Here is a 13617-nt window from a genome sequence, read left to right on the forward strand (position 1 = left end):
ATTTCTGCGCCGGTTATCCGGAATGGCAATCCTTTTCTTCGCGCTTCTTTCCGCCCAGCCGGACAAAAAGAAAGGGGCTCCAACTTGCGCTGGAGCCCCTCAACGGTCGGGACATTGCCGGGTATGTGCCCCAAACCGTAGTTGTGAGCGCGACCCCCGAGGAGGCCGCGCCCGGGAGGAGACTTACATGTTGTAGGCGCGCTCGGTGTGCTCGGTGATGTCGAGGCCTTCACGCTCGCTCTCGACATTGGCGCGGAGGCCAACGATCACATCGACGACCTTGTAGAGGATCGCCGAACCGATACCCGACCAGACCAGCGTGGTGCCGACGCCCCAGACCTGGGAGATCATCTGCGCCGCGAAGTCGTAATCGGCAACCTTCGGCGGGATCGCGGTGTAGTCGATGATGCCCGCACCACCCAACGCCGGATTGACGAGGATGCCGGTGCCGAGGGCGCCGATGATGCCGCCGACGCAGTGCACGCCGAACACGTCGAGGGAGTCGTCGTAGCCGAGCGCGTTCTTCACGACGGTGCAGAAGAACAGGCAGACCACGCCGACCACGAGGCCGAGGACGATCGCACCCATCACGCCGGAGAAGCCCGCGGCAGGCGTGACGGCCACGAGGCCCGCGACAGCGCCGGAGATGACGCCGAGCACCGACGGGTGACCCTTGATGATCCACTCCGCGAACATCCACGACAGCGCGGCGGCTGCGGTGGCGACGAAGGAGTTGGTCATAGCCAGGGCCGCGCCGCCGTTGGCTTCGAGGTTGGAGCCGGCGTTGAAGCCGAACCAGCCAACCCAGAGCAGCGAGGCGCCGATCATCGACATGGTCAGCGAGTGCGGAGCCATCAGCTCCTTGCCGTAACCGACGCGCTTGCCGATCAGCAGGGCGCCGACGAGGCCTGCGATGCCGGCGTTGATGTGCACCACGGTGCCGCCCGCGAAGTCGATCGCACCCTTCTTGAAGATCCAGCCTGCGTCGGCGTTGATCTCGTCGAGCTTGGCCTGCGCCGCGGTCTTCGCCGCGCCATCAGCCGCAGCAGCCAGAGCCTTGGCTGCGTCCTGGATCATGTCCGGGCCGGGCCAGTACCAGACCATGTGCGCGATCGGGAAGTAGATCAGCGTGACCCAGAGCGGAACGAAGAGCGCGAGCGCGGCGAACTTCATGCGCTCGGCGAAGGCGCCGACGATGAGGGCGGGCGTGATCGCCGCGAAGGTCATCTGGAAGCACATATAGATGAGCTCCGAGATGTTAGCGTCGACCGAGAAGGTCGCGGCCTTCGAGTCGGTGGTAACGCCCATCATGAAGGCCTTGGAGAAGCCGCCGATGAAGTCGGAGCCGCCGGTGAAGGCGAGGCTGTAGCCGTACACGGCCCAGATCACGGTGACGACGCAGACGGTGTAGAACACCTGCATCAGGACCGAGAGCATGTTCTTGGAGCGGACGAGGCCGCCGTAGAAAAGCGCGAGACCGGGGATCGTCATCAACAGCACGAGCACTGTCGATGTCAGCATCCAGGCGTTGTCTCCCTTGTTGACCGTTGGCTCGGCGTAGGCTGCGGTCGCAGCGAACAGGCCGACTGCGAGAGCCGCCAATCCCGCGCCATAGGGACGCTTAAACGTCATTTCATTTACTCCTGATTGAATTTTGATTGAGCGCGAAATCAAAGGGCCGCAGCATCGGCCTCGCCGGTGCGGATGCGAACCGCATGGTCGAGATTGATGACGAAGATCTTGCCGTCGCCGATCTGTCCGGTTTTCGCGGCGGTCGTGATGGCGTCGATGGTTTTGTCGACCTGGTCGGAGGCGACAGCGACCTCGATCTTGATCTTGGGCAGGAAGCTCACGGCATATTCGGCGCCGCGATAGATTTCCGTATGGCCCTTCTGGCGGCCATATCCCTTGACTTCCGTCACCGTGAGACCGTGAACGCCGATGGCGGTCAGGGCGTCACGGACTTCTTCCAGCTTGAATGGCTTAATAATCGCCATAACAATTTTCATGGGTCCTATCCCCGCTTGGGCCCGGTCCGGACGTGGCCGGGCGTTTCTCGACTGGTTCGCCACGAGGGAGAAAGTTCACTACGCGGGCACAGCCAGGACCCATAGAATCAAATGCCGTGCCAGATCGGGCGTGTTGCCTAACGGACTATGAAAACGGGTGTTTTCACGTTTGACGCGTATTGCGGTGCATTGCGCCATTACGTCGCGCTCAATACCTGACCATGCCTGATTAAAATAAAGGCATGACAAGCTGCCGACACATTGGTGCTCATGCGTCGGGCAGCAGAATGGTATTTTCGTAGGGCGGACGCCTATTGCAGGGCTTGTCGTGCTGCGAAATATCGGACCCCTCGCACTTGTGCTCACGGAATGCGCGCAACCGGCCAAACAGCTTGGGCGGGGCGAGGCTTGCCGGACGGCCGCCGGCAGAGACCGTCAGGCGGCGCTGCGTTCCGCGAAGACCCGGTCGATCAGCCCCCAGTCGACCGCCTGCTGTGCGGTCATGAAGTGGTCGCGGTCCAGGGTCCGTTCCACGTCCGGCTCGGGGCGCCCGCAATGCTGGGCATAGAGCCGGATGAGGCGCCGCTTGGTTTCCTGCATTTCGGTGGCGTGGATCAGGATGTCGGACGCCTGGCCCTGAAAGCCGCCGAGCGGCTGATGCACGTGAAGGCTCGCATTGGGCAGGGCGGCGCGGTGACCGGGCTCGCCGGCCATCAGCAGGAACGAGCCCATCGAGCGCGCGGTGCCCATGCACAGCGTATGCACCGGCGCCTTGATGAATTGCATGGTGTCGTACATCGCGAGGCCGCTGGTGACCACGCCGCCATAGGAATTGATGTAGAGATTGATCGGCTTGTTCGGATTCTCCGCCTCCAGGAACAAGAGCTGCGCGCAGACCAGTCCGGACATCGCATCATTGACCTCGCCGTTGAGGAAGATGATGCGCTCGCGCAGCAGGCGCGAATAGATGTCGAAGGATCGCTCGCCGCGGGCGGATTGTTCGACGACCATAGGAACGAGCTGAAGCATGTCGCGCATCGGCGACCTCCATGTCTGCGGGTGATGAAGTGGTGTTGGTGTCAGGCGGCCGCGCGCATCAGGCAGCCATTGCTGTTGGCCGGCTGCGGCAGCTTCATGCGGATCTCGCAGGCTTGCTGGATGATGCGGAAGCGGGTGCCGCCGTCCTCGTTCGGCTCGATCCGGAAGATGACATGGCTTTCGCGAAACGGCGGCTCGGAATCGCGAAGCCGGTAGCGCACCTCCTGGCCCGGGACCGATGTCTCAGGCTCGGCGCCCGCAAGATCGCAATCCGGCAGCCAGCGCTCGCGCAAAGCCGGAATGGTCACCGCGCGCCAGACCTTGGCCGGCGGCGCATCGAATTGATATTCGAGCACGAGCGCTGCGTCGGAGGGATCAGGCTTCACGGCGTCACTCATTGATCCATCTCCTTCAAGAGATCGGCGAGGGCATCCATGCGTTTCGGCCAATAGGCGCGGTAGCGCGCAAGCCAGGTCCCGATGGCGGAGATTCCTTCGGGATCGACTTCGTAATTCACAAAGCGGCCCTGCCGCTGTTCGCGCACCAGGCCTGCCCCGCGCAGCACCGCGAGATGCTGCGACATCGCCGGCTGGCTGATCTCCAATCCGTCGCGCAAAGCGCTGGCATTCAGGCTTCCGCCGGCAAGCTTCTCAAAGACCTTGCGGCGGGTCGGGTCGGCCAGCGCCTTGAAGATGTCGGCTTCGATCATGGCAACACATAAGCATACGCTTATGTGTTGCGCAAGCCCAATTACTGCAGCGCCTCGCCGTGCTGCGAAATATCCAGTCCTTCGAGCTCGTGCTCCCGCGAGACGCGCAGGGGCACGAAAAGACTGACCAGCTTGAGCAGGATGAAGCTCACGCCCGCCGACCAGACGAACGTGACGGCGACCCCGTAGAGCTGGCTCAGAAGCTGCTGCGGATGGCCTTCGAGCAGGCCGGCGGTGCCGCCGATCGCGCTGGTTGCGAACACGCCCGCCAGCAGGGTGCCGGTCAGCCCGCCGATGCCGTGGACGCCGAACACGTCGAGCGAATCGTCATAGTCGAAGCGATGCTTCAGCCACGTGCAGGCCCAGTAGCAGACGAGGCCCGCGATCACGCCGATGACGATGCCGTGCCAGGGCGCCACGAAGCCCGAGGCCGGCGTGATGGTGCCGAGGCCGGCGACCGCGCCGGAGATCATGCCGAGCACGGATGGCTTGCGCCGCGTCGACCATTCGATCGCGCCCCAGGTCAGCGCGCCGGAGCAGGCGGCGAGATGGGTCGCGATGATCGCCAGCACCGCGCGCGAATTGGCTGCGCCCGCCGAGCCGCCGTTGAAGCCGAACCAGCCGACCCACAACAGGCCGGTGCCCATCACCGCGAGCGACAGATCGAACGGCGAGAGATTTTCGGTGCCGTAGCCGTGGCGGCGTCCCATCACCTTCGCTGCGACGAGGCCGGCGGTGCCGGCCGACAGATGCACCACGAGACCGCCGGCGAAATCCAGCACGCCCATGCTGGCGAGGAAGCCGCCGCCCCAGACCCAATGCGCCAGCGGAATGTAGACGAAGATGAACCAAGCCACCGAGAACAGCAGATAGGCGGAGAACCGCATCCGGTCGGCCACCGCACCCGCGACCAGCGCCACCGTGATGATCGCAAACGTCATCTGGTACAGCATGAACAGCGCTTCCGGGATCGTCTTCGCCGCCGGGTTGACGCTGTCCATGGTCATGCCGGCGAGAAACCAGCGGTCGAGCGTGCCGATCCACGGGCCGTCGCCGACGAAGCACAGCGAATAGCCGAACGCGACCCAGAGAATGGAGATGATCGTCACCGCGGCGAGGCTCTGCGCCATGGTCGCGAGCACGTTCTTCTTGCGCACCATGCCGGAATAGAACAGCGCGAGCCCCGGGATCGTCATCATCAGCACCAATGCGGTGGCGACGATCATCCAGGCGGTGTCGGCGGTGTTGATCTCGGAGCCCGCGGCACGCGCCGGCGAAGCCATGATCGACACAAGCCCGATCGGCGCGGCAATAGCAGCCGCGCGGCGCAACAATCCCGCCATGTCGTTTCCCCCAGCTATTGATTGCGTCGCACGCTGTGGCGCCGTTGCCCGGTGCGATCGAAGAAGAGCGTTTTCGAGCGAAGCGGATACCGCTTCGCGAAACGAAAACGCGTCAAGGCAAAAATCTAGAGCGCGTCGCTGTCGGTCTCGCCGGTGCGAATGCGGGTCGCGTGATCGATCGGCGTGACGAAGATCTTGCCGTCGCCGATCTGGCCGGTGCGCGCGGTCGCGGTGATGACGGCGACGGCCTTCTCCGCGATATCGGAGGCAACCGCGATCTCGATCCGCAGCTTCGGCAGGAAATTCACGACATATTCGGCGCCGCGATAGATCTCGGTGTGGCCCTTCTGGCGGCCATAGCCCTTCACTTCGGTCACGGTCATGCCGTGGACGCCAATCGCCGTCAGCGCCTGGCGGACTTCATCGAGCTTGAAGGGTTTGATGATCGCGACGACGAGTTTCATGGTCAGGCCTATTCCCCGGGATGCGCCGCGCCGTATGTCCCCGGCGCTGCGTCAATCTGGCATCTTTCCGGGCAAATGGCATAAAAAAGTTGCAGATTGAAGCGGAAAATCGTTGGGCCATGTGAACGGCCGCCTCTGTACAGGGCAGCCGTTCATCCTCCACAATGCGTTTTTGGCATGGATGCGATGAACCCAAGCGTCGCGGCCGGTACAAAACTATGTTCGAGGGGGACGCTTCATGGCGAGTTGGTTCTACGCATCCGAGGGCAAGCAGCAGGGGCCCTATCAGGAAGGGCAATTCCGCGACCTCGTCGCCCAGGGAGTCGTGCGCCCGGATACGCTGGTGTGGTCGGAGGGCATGGCCGGCTGGCAGAAGGCGGCCGAAATCCCCGGCCTGATCAGCGGCGGCGGTGCACCCCCGATGATGCCGGCTGGCGGCCCACCGATGATGGGCTCCGGGGGCTACGGCGGCGGTGGCGGCGGAGGATCGCTGGCGGTCGATTTCGGCATCCTCGAGTTCACCTGGCGCAGCATCGTGATGCTGATCGGCATGTGCTTCATCATCCCGGTGCCGTGGGTGTTCGTCTGGTACACGAAATGGATCGTGTCCTGCGTGAAGGTCCCCGGGCGGCCCAATCTCAGCTTCACCGGCAATGCGATGGCGCTGGTGCCCTGGTATTTCGGCTTCATCGTTCTGGCGATCGTGATCGGGTTGATCGGCGTCCCCTTGCTGAGCAATTTGCTGTTCATTGCCCAGATCGTTCTGTACTGGCTCCTGATCAAATGGATGGTCGCGAACCTCGCCTCCAACGGGCAGCCGCTCGGCCTGAGCTTCACCGGCACGGTCTGGGCCTATGTCGGCTATAGCCTGCTGTTTGCGATCTCCATCATCACCATCATCGGCTGGGCCTGGGTCGCCGCGGCTCAGATGCGCTGGTTCTGCCGCAGCATCGAAGGCACGCGGCGCGAGATCGTCTTCAACGGCAGCGGTCTCGGAATTCTCTGGCGGGGCATCGTGGCCGCATTCCTGTGCGGCTTCATCATCCCGATCCCGTGGGTATATCGCTGGATCATGAACTGGTTCGCGTCGGAGACCGTTCTGGCTCCGCGCGGATCGCTCAGGGCATGACCTCGAGAGGCATAAGCGCGATCGATCGTGCTTATGCCTCCTAGGCTCTCCGCTCGCGTACCGAGCCTTCTTGCGCCACCGAGGCCACCAGCGTGCCGTCAGGCTTGAAGATCGAACCGCGGGTCAAGCCACGGCCGCTTCGGGCACTCGGTGAATCCTGTGCGTACAGCAGCCATTCGTCGGCGCGGAACGGACGGTGAAACCACATCGCGTGGTCGAGGCTCGCCGGCATCATGCGCTTGTCGAACAGGGTGCGGCCGTAGCGCGCCATGATCGCGTCGAGCAGCGAGAAGTCGGACGCGTAGGCCAGCGCGCACATGTGCAGCGCCGGATCGTCCGGCAGCGTCGCCGCGGTCTTGATCCAGACATGGATGCGGCCGTCCTCGATCTTTTGGCCGAAATAGCGGCCGAGCTCGACCGGGCGCAGCTCGATCGGACGGTCGGATTCGTAATAGCGGCGGATGAACTCCGGCATTTCCTTGAACATCGGCTGCTTCGCCACCTCCTCGGCCGTGAGCTTTTCCGGCGGCGGCACGTCGGGCATCTTGTCCTGGTGATCGAACGCGCTCTCCTCCTCGGCATGGAACGACACCATGATCGAGAAGATCGCGTTGCCGTGCTGAATCGCGGTGACGCGTCGCGTCGAGTAGCTCTTGCCGTCGCGCAGGCGCTCGACCTGATAGATGATCGGGATCTGCGGATCGCCCGGCAGGATGAAATAGCAATGCAACGAATGCGGCAGCCGGCCATCGACGGTGCGGCACGCTGCAACCATCGCCTGCCCGATCACCTGGCCGCCGAACACCCGCTGCCAGCTGGTCTTCGGACTGTTGCCGCGGAACAGATTCACCTCGAGCTGTTCGAGGTCGAGGATCGAGATGAGGTCGATCAGGCTCTTGGACATGCTGGTGCTTCCGCATTGTCGTCATTCCGGGGCATCGCGCAGCGATGAACCCGGGATCTCGAACCAAAACCTCTGGATTCCGGGTTCGCGCTTTACGCGCCCCGGAATGACAGCAGGAAACGGCCCTTGTTTCACCGCACTGTTTCGCCCACCTCAAGTCTGGTAGCAAGACCAAGAAAACGCGAAGACTTAGCCGGGAATTGGGTATGTCGGTACAGGGTAGCATTGTCATCGGTGGCGGCGCGTTTGCGGGCCTGGCGCTGGCCCTGGCGCTGCGCCAGGGGCTCGGGCCCGAGATCCCCGTCATCGTCGCCGACCCCGCGCTCGGCACACGTCCGAGCCGGGACCCGCGCGCCACCGCGATCGTGGCAGCCTGCCGTCGCCTGTTCGAGGCGATCGGCGCCTGGGACGAGGTCAGGGGCGAAGCGCAGCCGATCCTCGACATGGTCGTCACCGATTCAAAGCTGGAAGACGCCACCCGTCCGGCGTTCCTCAACTTTGCCGGCGACGTCGCGCCGGGCGAGCCCTTCGCGCACATGGTCGAGAACCGCCGCCTGATCGATGCGCTGGTGGTGCGCGCCGAGGCCGAGGGCATCGATCTCCGCGCGACCACAGTGTCGTCTTACGACGCGCGGGCCGAAGGCATTGACGTGACGCTCGGTGACGGCAGCGTGATTGCCGCGAGCCTCCTGGTCGCGGCCGACGGTGCGAAGTCGAAACTGCGCGAGCGCGCCGGCATCGCCACCCATGGCTGGGAATACGATCAGTCCGGCATCGTCGTCACCGTCGGCCATGAGCGCGATCACGAGGGCCGCGCCGAAGAGCATTTTCTGCCGGCGGGTCCGTTCGCGATCCTGCCGCTTTCCGGTAAGCGCTCTTCGCTGGTCTGGACCGAGCGCCGCAGCGAAGCCGCGCGTATCGTTGCGTTGAGCGAGGAGGAATTTCACGGCGAGCTCGAGCAGCGCTTCGGCCTGCATCTCGGCGAGGTGAAGGCGCTCGACAAGCCGCGCGCGTTTCCGCTGTCCTATTTCGTCGCACGCTCCTTCATTGCCCAGCGCCTCGCGCTGGTCGGCGATTCCGCCCACGTCATCCATCCCATCGCGGGCCAGGGTCTCAACATGGGGCTGAAGGACGTCGCCGCGCTGGCCGAGGTCGTGGTCGATGCCGCCAGGCTCGGCATGGATCTCGGCGCTGCCGACGTGCTCGAACGTTACCAGCGCTGGCGCCGCTTCGACACGATGGCCATGGGCGTTGCCACCAACTCGCTGAACTTCCTGTTCTCCAATCAGTCGACCTTGCTGCGTACCGTGCGCGACATCGGCCTCGGCCTCGTCGACCGCGCCCCGCCGCTGAAGAACCTGTTCATCCGCCAGGCCGCGGGTTTGACCGGCGAGATACCGCGGCTGTTGAAGGGCGAGGCGCTGTAGTTCTCGCTGCCGACTAGCTCTCCGCGGTCGTCCCGGCGAAGGCCGGGACCCATACGCCGCAGCAATCGTTTTGCGAAGACTCGGAGTGAGCAGCTCGCGCAACAACCCAATTCGGTGGTTATGGGCCCCGGCCTTCGCCGGGGCGACAGCGGGAGTGTGGCGCGGTCATCACGCCAAACGACCGGCGCGCTACAAGTCCCTCAATCAATCTTACGCGCCTCTTCCGGCAGCATGATCGGGATGCCGTCGCGGATCGGATAGGCGAGCTTGGCGCTGCGCGAGATCAGCTCCTGCTTTGCAGAATCGAACTCCAGCGGGCCCTTGGTCAGCGGGCAGACCAGAATCTCCAGCAATTTGGGATCGACGCTGGCTTCGGGGCGTTCGGTGGGCGCGTTCATGGGGGTCTCCGGCGGTCGGTTGCCTCTAGCATAAAGAATCGTAGCAGCCCATCGCGTCGCCTCAAGCGGAAACCATCCGCAGTGTCTCGTCGAGCAGACCCTCGAGCCGCGCGGTGGGCGATGGCGGGCCCGACAGGGCGAAGCCGAGAAACGTCCAGTACAGGATTTGCGCGCGGGCTCGCGCCGTCGCCGCCTCGAACCCGCGCTTCCTCAGCAGCTCCTCGATATAATCGAGCCTGCGCCGGTCGATGGCACGCACCGCCGATTGTGCCGCCGCATCGAAGGCCGCCCAGTTCCGGACCGCGCGCTCGAGGTCGAGCCGCGCGCCAAAAGTCCTGCGCAGCAGCGCTTTCAGCGGCTCGTCGCCGTCCGCCTCGACATCGGCGATGATCTGCTCGGCCGCGATCTCGCGCCAACGCCTCAAGAGAGCAGCATGGAACGCGCCGAGATCGGCGAAATGCCAATAGAAGCTGCCGCGCGAGACCCCAATGGCTTTCGCCAGCGGATCGGCCTTCAGCGCGGTGAAGCCGTCTCGCGCGAGCGCCTTCAGGCCTTGCTTGATCCAATCGTCGGCGTTCAGCTGTTCGGCCATGTCCGGTTCCGGATGCAAGCCATACACTAGTGTATTGACAACCGACAGGCCAGCGCCTATCTCACCATACATAACTGTATGGATGAGATTTGCAGGGAGCTTTGACGATGCGTGATCTCTTGCTCCAGTGCGCCGGGGTCCTGACCATCGCCGTGGCCCTCATTCATGGCATTCTCGGCGAGACCAAGGTCTTTGCCCGCGCTCGCATCGAGCCGGAACGGCTCCGCACCCTGATCCGCCTGGTCTGGCAGGCTTCGACCGTCGCCTGGATCGGCGGGGGTGTGCTCCTGATCGCGGCGCCCTGGATGCAATCGGAGCCGGCGCGCCACTGGATCGTCGTCACCATGGCCTGTGTGTTCGGCTTCGCCGCTCTCGCCAACGCATGGGCGACGCGCGGTCGGCACTTCGGCTGGATGGCGCTCAGTGCTGTCGTCGCGATGGCGGCTGCCGGCTACTAGGCGCGGCATATTGCAGTCATGCCTGTTGTGAGGCGTAAGGCCGCATCGACGCGCCAAATACACGTTGCGCACAGAGGGCGCTGAGCTTTTTCGGATCGTTAGAATATCTCTAAAGGCTTCCGCCGTAGCTGCGGATTGACTTCATCATGTGCTTTGCTTCCTTCGGTCCCGCTTCGCCCTAGGGCGTAGCGCCCACGACAGAAGAGGAGAAGTTCGTGAAGGTTATTCGTGTTGTTGCCGTTGCATTGACGATCGGGATTGGCATGGGATCGGCGGCCTTGGCCGATGGGTTCAAGGACTGCACCAAGCTCGACAAGGCGTCGTGGAAGCCGGCGAGCGAAGCCGAAGCCAAGGCCAAGGCGCTCGGCTACGAGGTGCGGCGCTCCAAGATCGAAGGCTCGTGCTACGAGGTCTACGGCGTCAAGGAAGGCAAGCTTTACGAGCTGTTCTACAGCCCCGAAGATCTCAGCCTGAAGCAAACGATTGCAAAGTAGGCCGCGCGATGGTCTGCGCGCAAACGTCTGCGCAAAGTCATGCCTGAGGGTGGTCCTCGCTTGATCGAAGAAACGGTACCGCAAGCGCGCGGGGGGGCCAACCGGACCCCCGCGGATCGCACCGCTTCGCGGATAGTCGCGGTCTGGGACCTCCCGCTGCGGCTTTGGCATTGGCTGCTCGCGGCTTGCGTCCTGGCCGCGTGGTTCACGCCGACCGTCTATGACGGACTTCACCGCATCATCGGTTATACCGTACTCGGGCTTGTTGCGTTCCGTCTGGTCTGGGGTTTTTGGGGAAGCCGCTATTCGCGCTTCCGCATGGTCGGCGTCAGGCTTCGGGCCGCGCCAGGTTATCTCTGGAATCTGCGCCGCGGCATCACCGGCCGCTATATCGGGCTCAATCCCGCCGGCACGTTGATGCTGGTGGCGCTGCTGGTCTCGCTCGCGGTCTCGACGATATCAGGCGCGATGTCGGTGACGGTGACCTTTTTCGGCGTCTGGTGGGTCGAGGACACCCACCACTATTCGTCGGACGCGGTCATCGTCCTGGTCGTGCTGCACGTCCTGGGCGTGCTGATGATGGGACGTCTCCAGCGCGAGAACCTGATCAGCGCGATGATCACCGGCCGCAAGCGCATCCGGGGTCATTCGTAACGCGCAAGCACACTGTCGGTCATGGCCGGGCTTGGCCCGGCCATCCACGCCTTACCTGTTGCACGAAGAACGTGGATGCCCGGGACGAGCCCGGGCATGACGGCGTTTCTGACGTGACGACGCGCGCCCTCACTGCAGCGGCGGATCGCCGCTGGTGCGCTTCTTCGCGAGGTCCATCTCGGTGACCGCGATCAAAATTTCGGCGCGGGTCTTCAGGTCGGGCGCTTCCAGCATCGCTTGCTTCTCGGCCACGCCATAGGGCGACATCATCGCCAGCGCGTTGACGAGCGCTTCGTTGGGAGCGGTCTCGACGCCCTCCCAGTCGACCTTGAGGTTGTTGGCCTTCAAAAAATCCGCCAGCACCGTCAGCAGTGCCTCGCGATCGACCTCGTCCTCGCCCATGCGCGGCGTGAAGTCGTCGACGAAGGTGAAAAAGTCCACCTTGCACTGGCGGTAGGCGGTGAGCACTTCGAGCTCCTCGAGCACTTTGAAGCGCGAGACACCGGTAAGCTCGAGGATGTAGCGGCCGTCGCCGGATTCGGCGAGCTGGGTGATGCGGCCGACACAGCCGACGCTGAACAGCGAGGGCTTGTCGGAGTTCTTGGCCGAATGCGCGATGTCGGGCTGGATCATGCCGATCAGGCGATGGCCGTCGCGGAAGGCATCGTCGATCATCGCGAGGTAGCGCGGCTCGAAGATGTTGAGCGGCATCTGCCCGCGCGGCAGCAGCAGCGCGCCCGGCAACGGAAACACCGGAAGGATCTCCGGAAGGTCGGCGGGCCCGCGATATTCGATGTTGATCGGCATCTGGTCCCCATTGTCCGCATCAAGTCACGATGCCTAACGCTCCGCCGGCTGTGATGGATCAATCATCGTCAGGAAAACAGGATGATCGACAAGCGCTTGCGTCCCTCGATGGTTGCATCGTCCGTGCCGCCCCAGGCTTCGAAGAACTGCACCAGCTGCTTGCGGGCGCCGTCGTCGTTCCATTTGCGGTCGCGCTTGATGATCGCGAGCAGTTGCTCGGTGGCCGCTGCCCGGTTGCCTTGGGCGTTGAGCGCGATCGCAAGGTCGAAGCGGGCCTGATGATCGAGCGGGTTTGCGGCGACTTTCTGTTCCAGCTCGGCGACGGGCCCGAGCTGCTCCGCCTGCTCGGCGAGATCGATCGCGGTCTGCACGGCTTTCACAGCCGGGTCGTTGCGCTTGGATTCCGGCACCATGGCGAGCGTCTGCTTGGCCTGCTCCATCGCACCGGAGACGGCGTAGCATTTCGCCAGCCCGGCAAGGGCTGCGATATTGGTCGATTCGAGCTGCAGCACTTCCGCGTAGATCTGGGCGGCCGCGGCGGCATCGCCCTCGGCGAGCACGGCCTCGGCTTCCTGGAGGATTTCCGCGATATTCGGCTCACCCGGCGCGGTCACGCCCTTGGTCAGTTTTTCGATGAAGGCGTTGAGCTGGCTCTCCGGGACCGCACCCATGAAGCCGTCGGCCGGCTGGCCGTTGACGAAGGCGATCACCGCCGGAATCGACTGGATGCCCATCTGGCCCGGGATCGCCGGGTGCTGGTCGATGTTCATCTTGACCAGCTTGACCTTGCCCTTGGCGGCCTTGACCGCCTTTTCCAGCAAAGGCGTGAGCTGCTTGCAGGGGCCGCACCACTCCGCCCAGAAGTCGATCAGCACCGGCTGGCGCTTCGATTCCTCGATAACGTCCTTCACGAAGGTCTGGGTGGTCGTGTCCTTGATCAGATCGGCGGCAGCCGGGCCCGCTGCTCCGTTACCCTGGTCGATGATCGTCACGGGATCCCCTCGTCTGATGTCTGGAATTGGCGGGTCTTTAGCACGTCGCCAATTCATATGCTTCGCTGTTGGCCCTAAATTGGGCCGGGACGGCCGAATTTCAATCCATGCGGGCCGATTCGCCGGTTCCGGGGCATTTTTGGGTCATTTGGCCGCGTTCGGGTCCGTATCGGGCCTCCGATTGCAAATCTATGCCGCC

Annotated in this window: 17 protein-coding genes; 5 read left to right on the forward strand and 12 right to left on the reverse strand. The window is 63.9% G+C overall.

Features of this window, described 5'->3' with window-relative positions; translation table 11 throughout:
* Positions 1–183: 183 nt before the first annotated feature.
* The 7 genes from AC0L3S_RS23935 to AC0L3S_RS23965 all read right to left on the reverse strand — a co-directional run bounded on the left by AC0L3S_RS23935 (position 184) and on the right by AC0L3S_RS23965 (position 5563).
* On the reverse strand, positions 184–1632 hold the full coding sequence (locus tag AC0L3S_RS23935) for an ammonium transporter (protein WP_473248850.1): 1449 nt from the start codon (positions 1630–1632) through the stop codon (positions 184–186).
* Positions 1633–1670: 38 nt separating this feature from the next.
* Positions 1671–2009, reverse strand: a complete 339-nt coding sequence (locus AC0L3S_RS23940; RefSeq protein ID WP_007598642.1) for a P-II family nitrogen regulator — start codon at positions 2007–2009, stop codon at positions 1671–1673.
* A 435-nt stretch (positions 2010–2444) separates the two neighbouring features.
* Entirely contained in the window at positions 2445–3047 is a 603-nt protein-coding gene (locus AC0L3S_RS23945; RefSeq protein WP_473281669.1) for an ATP-dependent Clp protease proteolytic subunit, read from the reverse strand.
* A 41-nt stretch (positions 3048–3088) separates the two neighbouring features.
* Entirely contained in the window at positions 3089–3445 is a 357-nt protein-coding gene (locus tag AC0L3S_RS23950; RefSeq protein WP_473281671.1) for an SRPBCC family protein, read from the reverse strand.
* On the reverse strand, positions 3442–3756 hold the full coding sequence (locus AC0L3S_RS23955) for an ArsR/SmtB family transcription factor (protein WP_247285017.1): 315 nt from the start codon (positions 3754–3756) through the stop codon (positions 3442–3444). Before AC0L3S_RS23955 ends, AC0L3S_RS23950 begins: the two co-directional genes overlap by 4 nt.
* Before the next feature lie 41 nt (positions 3757–3797).
* Complete coding sequence (locus AC0L3S_RS23960; protein ID WP_473264265.1) at positions 3798–5099, reverse strand: ammonium transporter; 1302 nt, start codon at positions 5097–5099, stop codon at positions 3798–3800.
* 125 nt (positions 5100–5224) lie between these two features.
* Positions 5225–5563, reverse strand: a complete 339-nt coding sequence (locus AC0L3S_RS23965; protein ID WP_007598647.1) for a P-II family nitrogen regulator — start codon at positions 5561–5563, stop codon at positions 5225–5227.
* 238 nt (positions 5564–5801) lie between these two features.
* On the opposite strand from AC0L3S_RS23965, the gene AC0L3S_RS23970 reads away from it, so the two are divergent.
* Complete coding sequence (locus AC0L3S_RS23970) at positions 5802–6692, forward strand: DUF4339 domain-containing protein (protein WP_473264264.1); 891 nt, start codon at positions 5802–5804, stop codon at positions 6690–6692.
* Positions 6693–6732: 40 nt separating this feature from the next.
* Here the strand turns inward: AC0L3S_RS23970 and tesB are convergent, their stop codons facing one another.
* The gene (tesB, locus tag AC0L3S_RS23975) at positions 6733–7596 is read right to left on the reverse strand and encodes an acyl-CoA thioesterase II (protein WP_473281673.1); all 864 of its coding nucleotides are present in this window, start codon (positions 7594–7596) and stop codon (positions 6733–6735) included.
* Between the two features lie 206 nt (positions 7597–7802).
* Between tesB and AC0L3S_RS23980 the strand changes: the two genes are divergently transcribed.
* Positions 7803–9023 carry a ubiquinone biosynthesis hydroxylase gene (locus AC0L3S_RS23980; RefSeq protein ID WP_473281675.1) on the forward strand — a complete coding sequence of 407 codons (1221 nt, stop codon included), beginning with the start codon at positions 7803–7805 and terminating at the stop codon, positions 9021–9023.
* A gap of 200 nt (positions 9024–9223) precedes the next feature.
* Here AC0L3S_RS23980 and AC0L3S_RS23985 read toward each other — a convergent pair whose 3' ends face one another.
* Both AC0L3S_RS23985 and AC0L3S_RS23990 read right to left on the reverse strand, forming a co-directional pair.
* Positions 9224–9421, reverse strand: coding sequence for a Trm112 family protein (locus AC0L3S_RS23985; RefSeq protein WP_007598651.1), 198 nt, complete (start codon positions 9419–9421; stop codon positions 9224–9226).
* Between the two features lie 61 nt (positions 9422–9482).
* Positions 9483–10013, reverse strand: coding sequence for a TetR/AcrR family transcriptional regulator (locus AC0L3S_RS23990; protein WP_473281677.1), 531 nt, complete (start codon positions 10011–10013; stop codon positions 9483–9485).
* Between the two features lie 107 nt (positions 10014–10120).
* Here AC0L3S_RS23990 and AC0L3S_RS23995 point away from each other — a divergent pair, with 107 nt between their 5' ends.
* From AC0L3S_RS23995 to AC0L3S_RS24005, 3 genes are all read left to right on the forward strand, one after another.
* Complete coding sequence (locus AC0L3S_RS23995; RefSeq protein ID WP_473281679.1) at positions 10121–10471, forward strand: hypothetical protein; 351 nt, start codon at positions 10121–10123, stop codon at positions 10469–10471.
* A 215-nt stretch (positions 10472–10686) separates the two neighbouring features.
* A complete protein-coding gene (locus tag AC0L3S_RS24000; RefSeq protein ID WP_473281681.1) occupies positions 10687–10965 on the forward strand; it encodes a PepSY domain-containing protein in 279 nt (92 codons plus the stop codon).
* Positions 10966–11025: 60 nt separating this feature from the next.
* On the forward strand, positions 11026–11619 hold the full coding sequence (locus tag AC0L3S_RS24005; protein WP_473281683.1) for a cytochrome b/b6 domain-containing protein: 594 nt from the start codon (positions 11026–11028) through the stop codon (positions 11617–11619).
* A 129-nt stretch (positions 11620–11748) separates the two neighbouring features.
* Here the strand turns inward: AC0L3S_RS24005 and AC0L3S_RS24010 are convergent, their stop codons facing one another.
* Together AC0L3S_RS24010 and trxA are read right to left on the reverse strand one after the other, a co-directional pair.
* Positions 11749–12426, reverse strand: coding sequence for an LON peptidase substrate-binding domain-containing protein (locus tag AC0L3S_RS24010; RefSeq protein WP_473281685.1), 678 nt, complete (start codon positions 12424–12426; stop codon positions 11749–11751).
* A gap of 68 nt (positions 12427–12494) precedes the next feature.
* On the reverse strand, positions 12495–13418 hold the full coding sequence (trxA, locus tag AC0L3S_RS24015) for a thioredoxin (RefSeq protein WP_473265607.1): 924 nt from the start codon (positions 13416–13418) through the stop codon (positions 12495–12497).
* Between the last annotated feature and the right edge of the window lie 199 nt (positions 13419–13617).

This window comes from Bradyrhizobium sp. Ken01, assembly GCF_055807355.1.

Excerpts from the sequence above, each read along its gene's own strand:
- AC0L3S_RS23960 (WP_473264265.1), bottom strand. The coding sequence starts at position 5,099 with ATGGCGGGATTGTTGCGCCGCGCGGCTGCTATTGCCGCGCCGATCGGG.
- AC0L3S_RS23995 (WP_473281679.1), top strand. The coding sequence starts at position 10,121 with ATGCGTGATCTCTTGCTCCAGTGCGCCGGGGTCCTGACCATCGCCGTG.
- AC0L3S_RS23970 (WP_473264264.1), top strand. The coding sequence starts at position 5,802 with ATGGCGAGTTGGTTCTACGCATCCGAGGGCAAGCAGCAGGGGCCCTAT.
- AC0L3S_RS23945 (WP_473281669.1), bottom strand. The coding sequence starts at position 3,047 with ATGCGCGACATGCTTCAGCTCGTTCCTATGGTCGTCGAACAATCCGCC.
- AC0L3S_RS23980 (WP_473281675.1), top strand. The coding sequence starts at position 7,803 with ATGTCGGTACAGGGTAGCATTGTCATCGGTGGCGGCGCGTTTGCGGGC.
- AC0L3S_RS23955 (WP_247285017.1), bottom strand. The coding sequence starts at position 3,756 with ATGATCGAAGCCGACATCTTCAAGGCGCTGGCCGACCCGACCCGCCGC.
- AC0L3S_RS23965 (WP_007598647.1), bottom strand. The coding sequence starts at position 5,563 with ATGAAACTCGTCGTCGCGATCATCAAACCCTTCAAGCTCGATGAAGTC.
- AC0L3S_RS23935 (WP_473248850.1), bottom strand. The coding sequence starts at position 1,632 with ATGACGTTTAAGCGTCCCTATGGCGCGGGATTGGCGGCTCTCGCAGTC.
- AC0L3S_RS23950 (WP_473281671.1), bottom strand. The coding sequence starts at position 3,445 with ATGAGTGACGCCGTGAAGCCTGATCCCTCCGACGCAGCGCTCGTGCTC.
- AC0L3S_RS23985 (WP_007598651.1), bottom strand. The coding sequence starts at position 9,421 with ATGAACGCGCCCACCGAACGCCCCGAAGCCAGCGTCGATCCCAAATTG.
- AC0L3S_RS23990 (WP_473281677.1), bottom strand. The coding sequence starts at position 10,013 with ATGGCCGAACAGCTGAACGCCGACGATTGGATCAAGCAAGGCCTGAAG.
- tesB (WP_473281673.1), bottom strand. The coding sequence starts at position 7,596 with ATGTCCAAGAGCCTGATCGACCTCATCTCGATCCTCGACCTCGAACAG.
- AC0L3S_RS23940 (WP_007598642.1), bottom strand. The coding sequence starts at position 2,009 with ATGAAAATTGTTATGGCGATTATTAAGCCATTCAAGCTGGAAGAAGTC.
- AC0L3S_RS24010 (WP_473281685.1), bottom strand. The coding sequence starts at position 12,426 with ATGCCGATCAACATCGAATATCGCGGGCCCGCCGACCTTCCGGAGATC.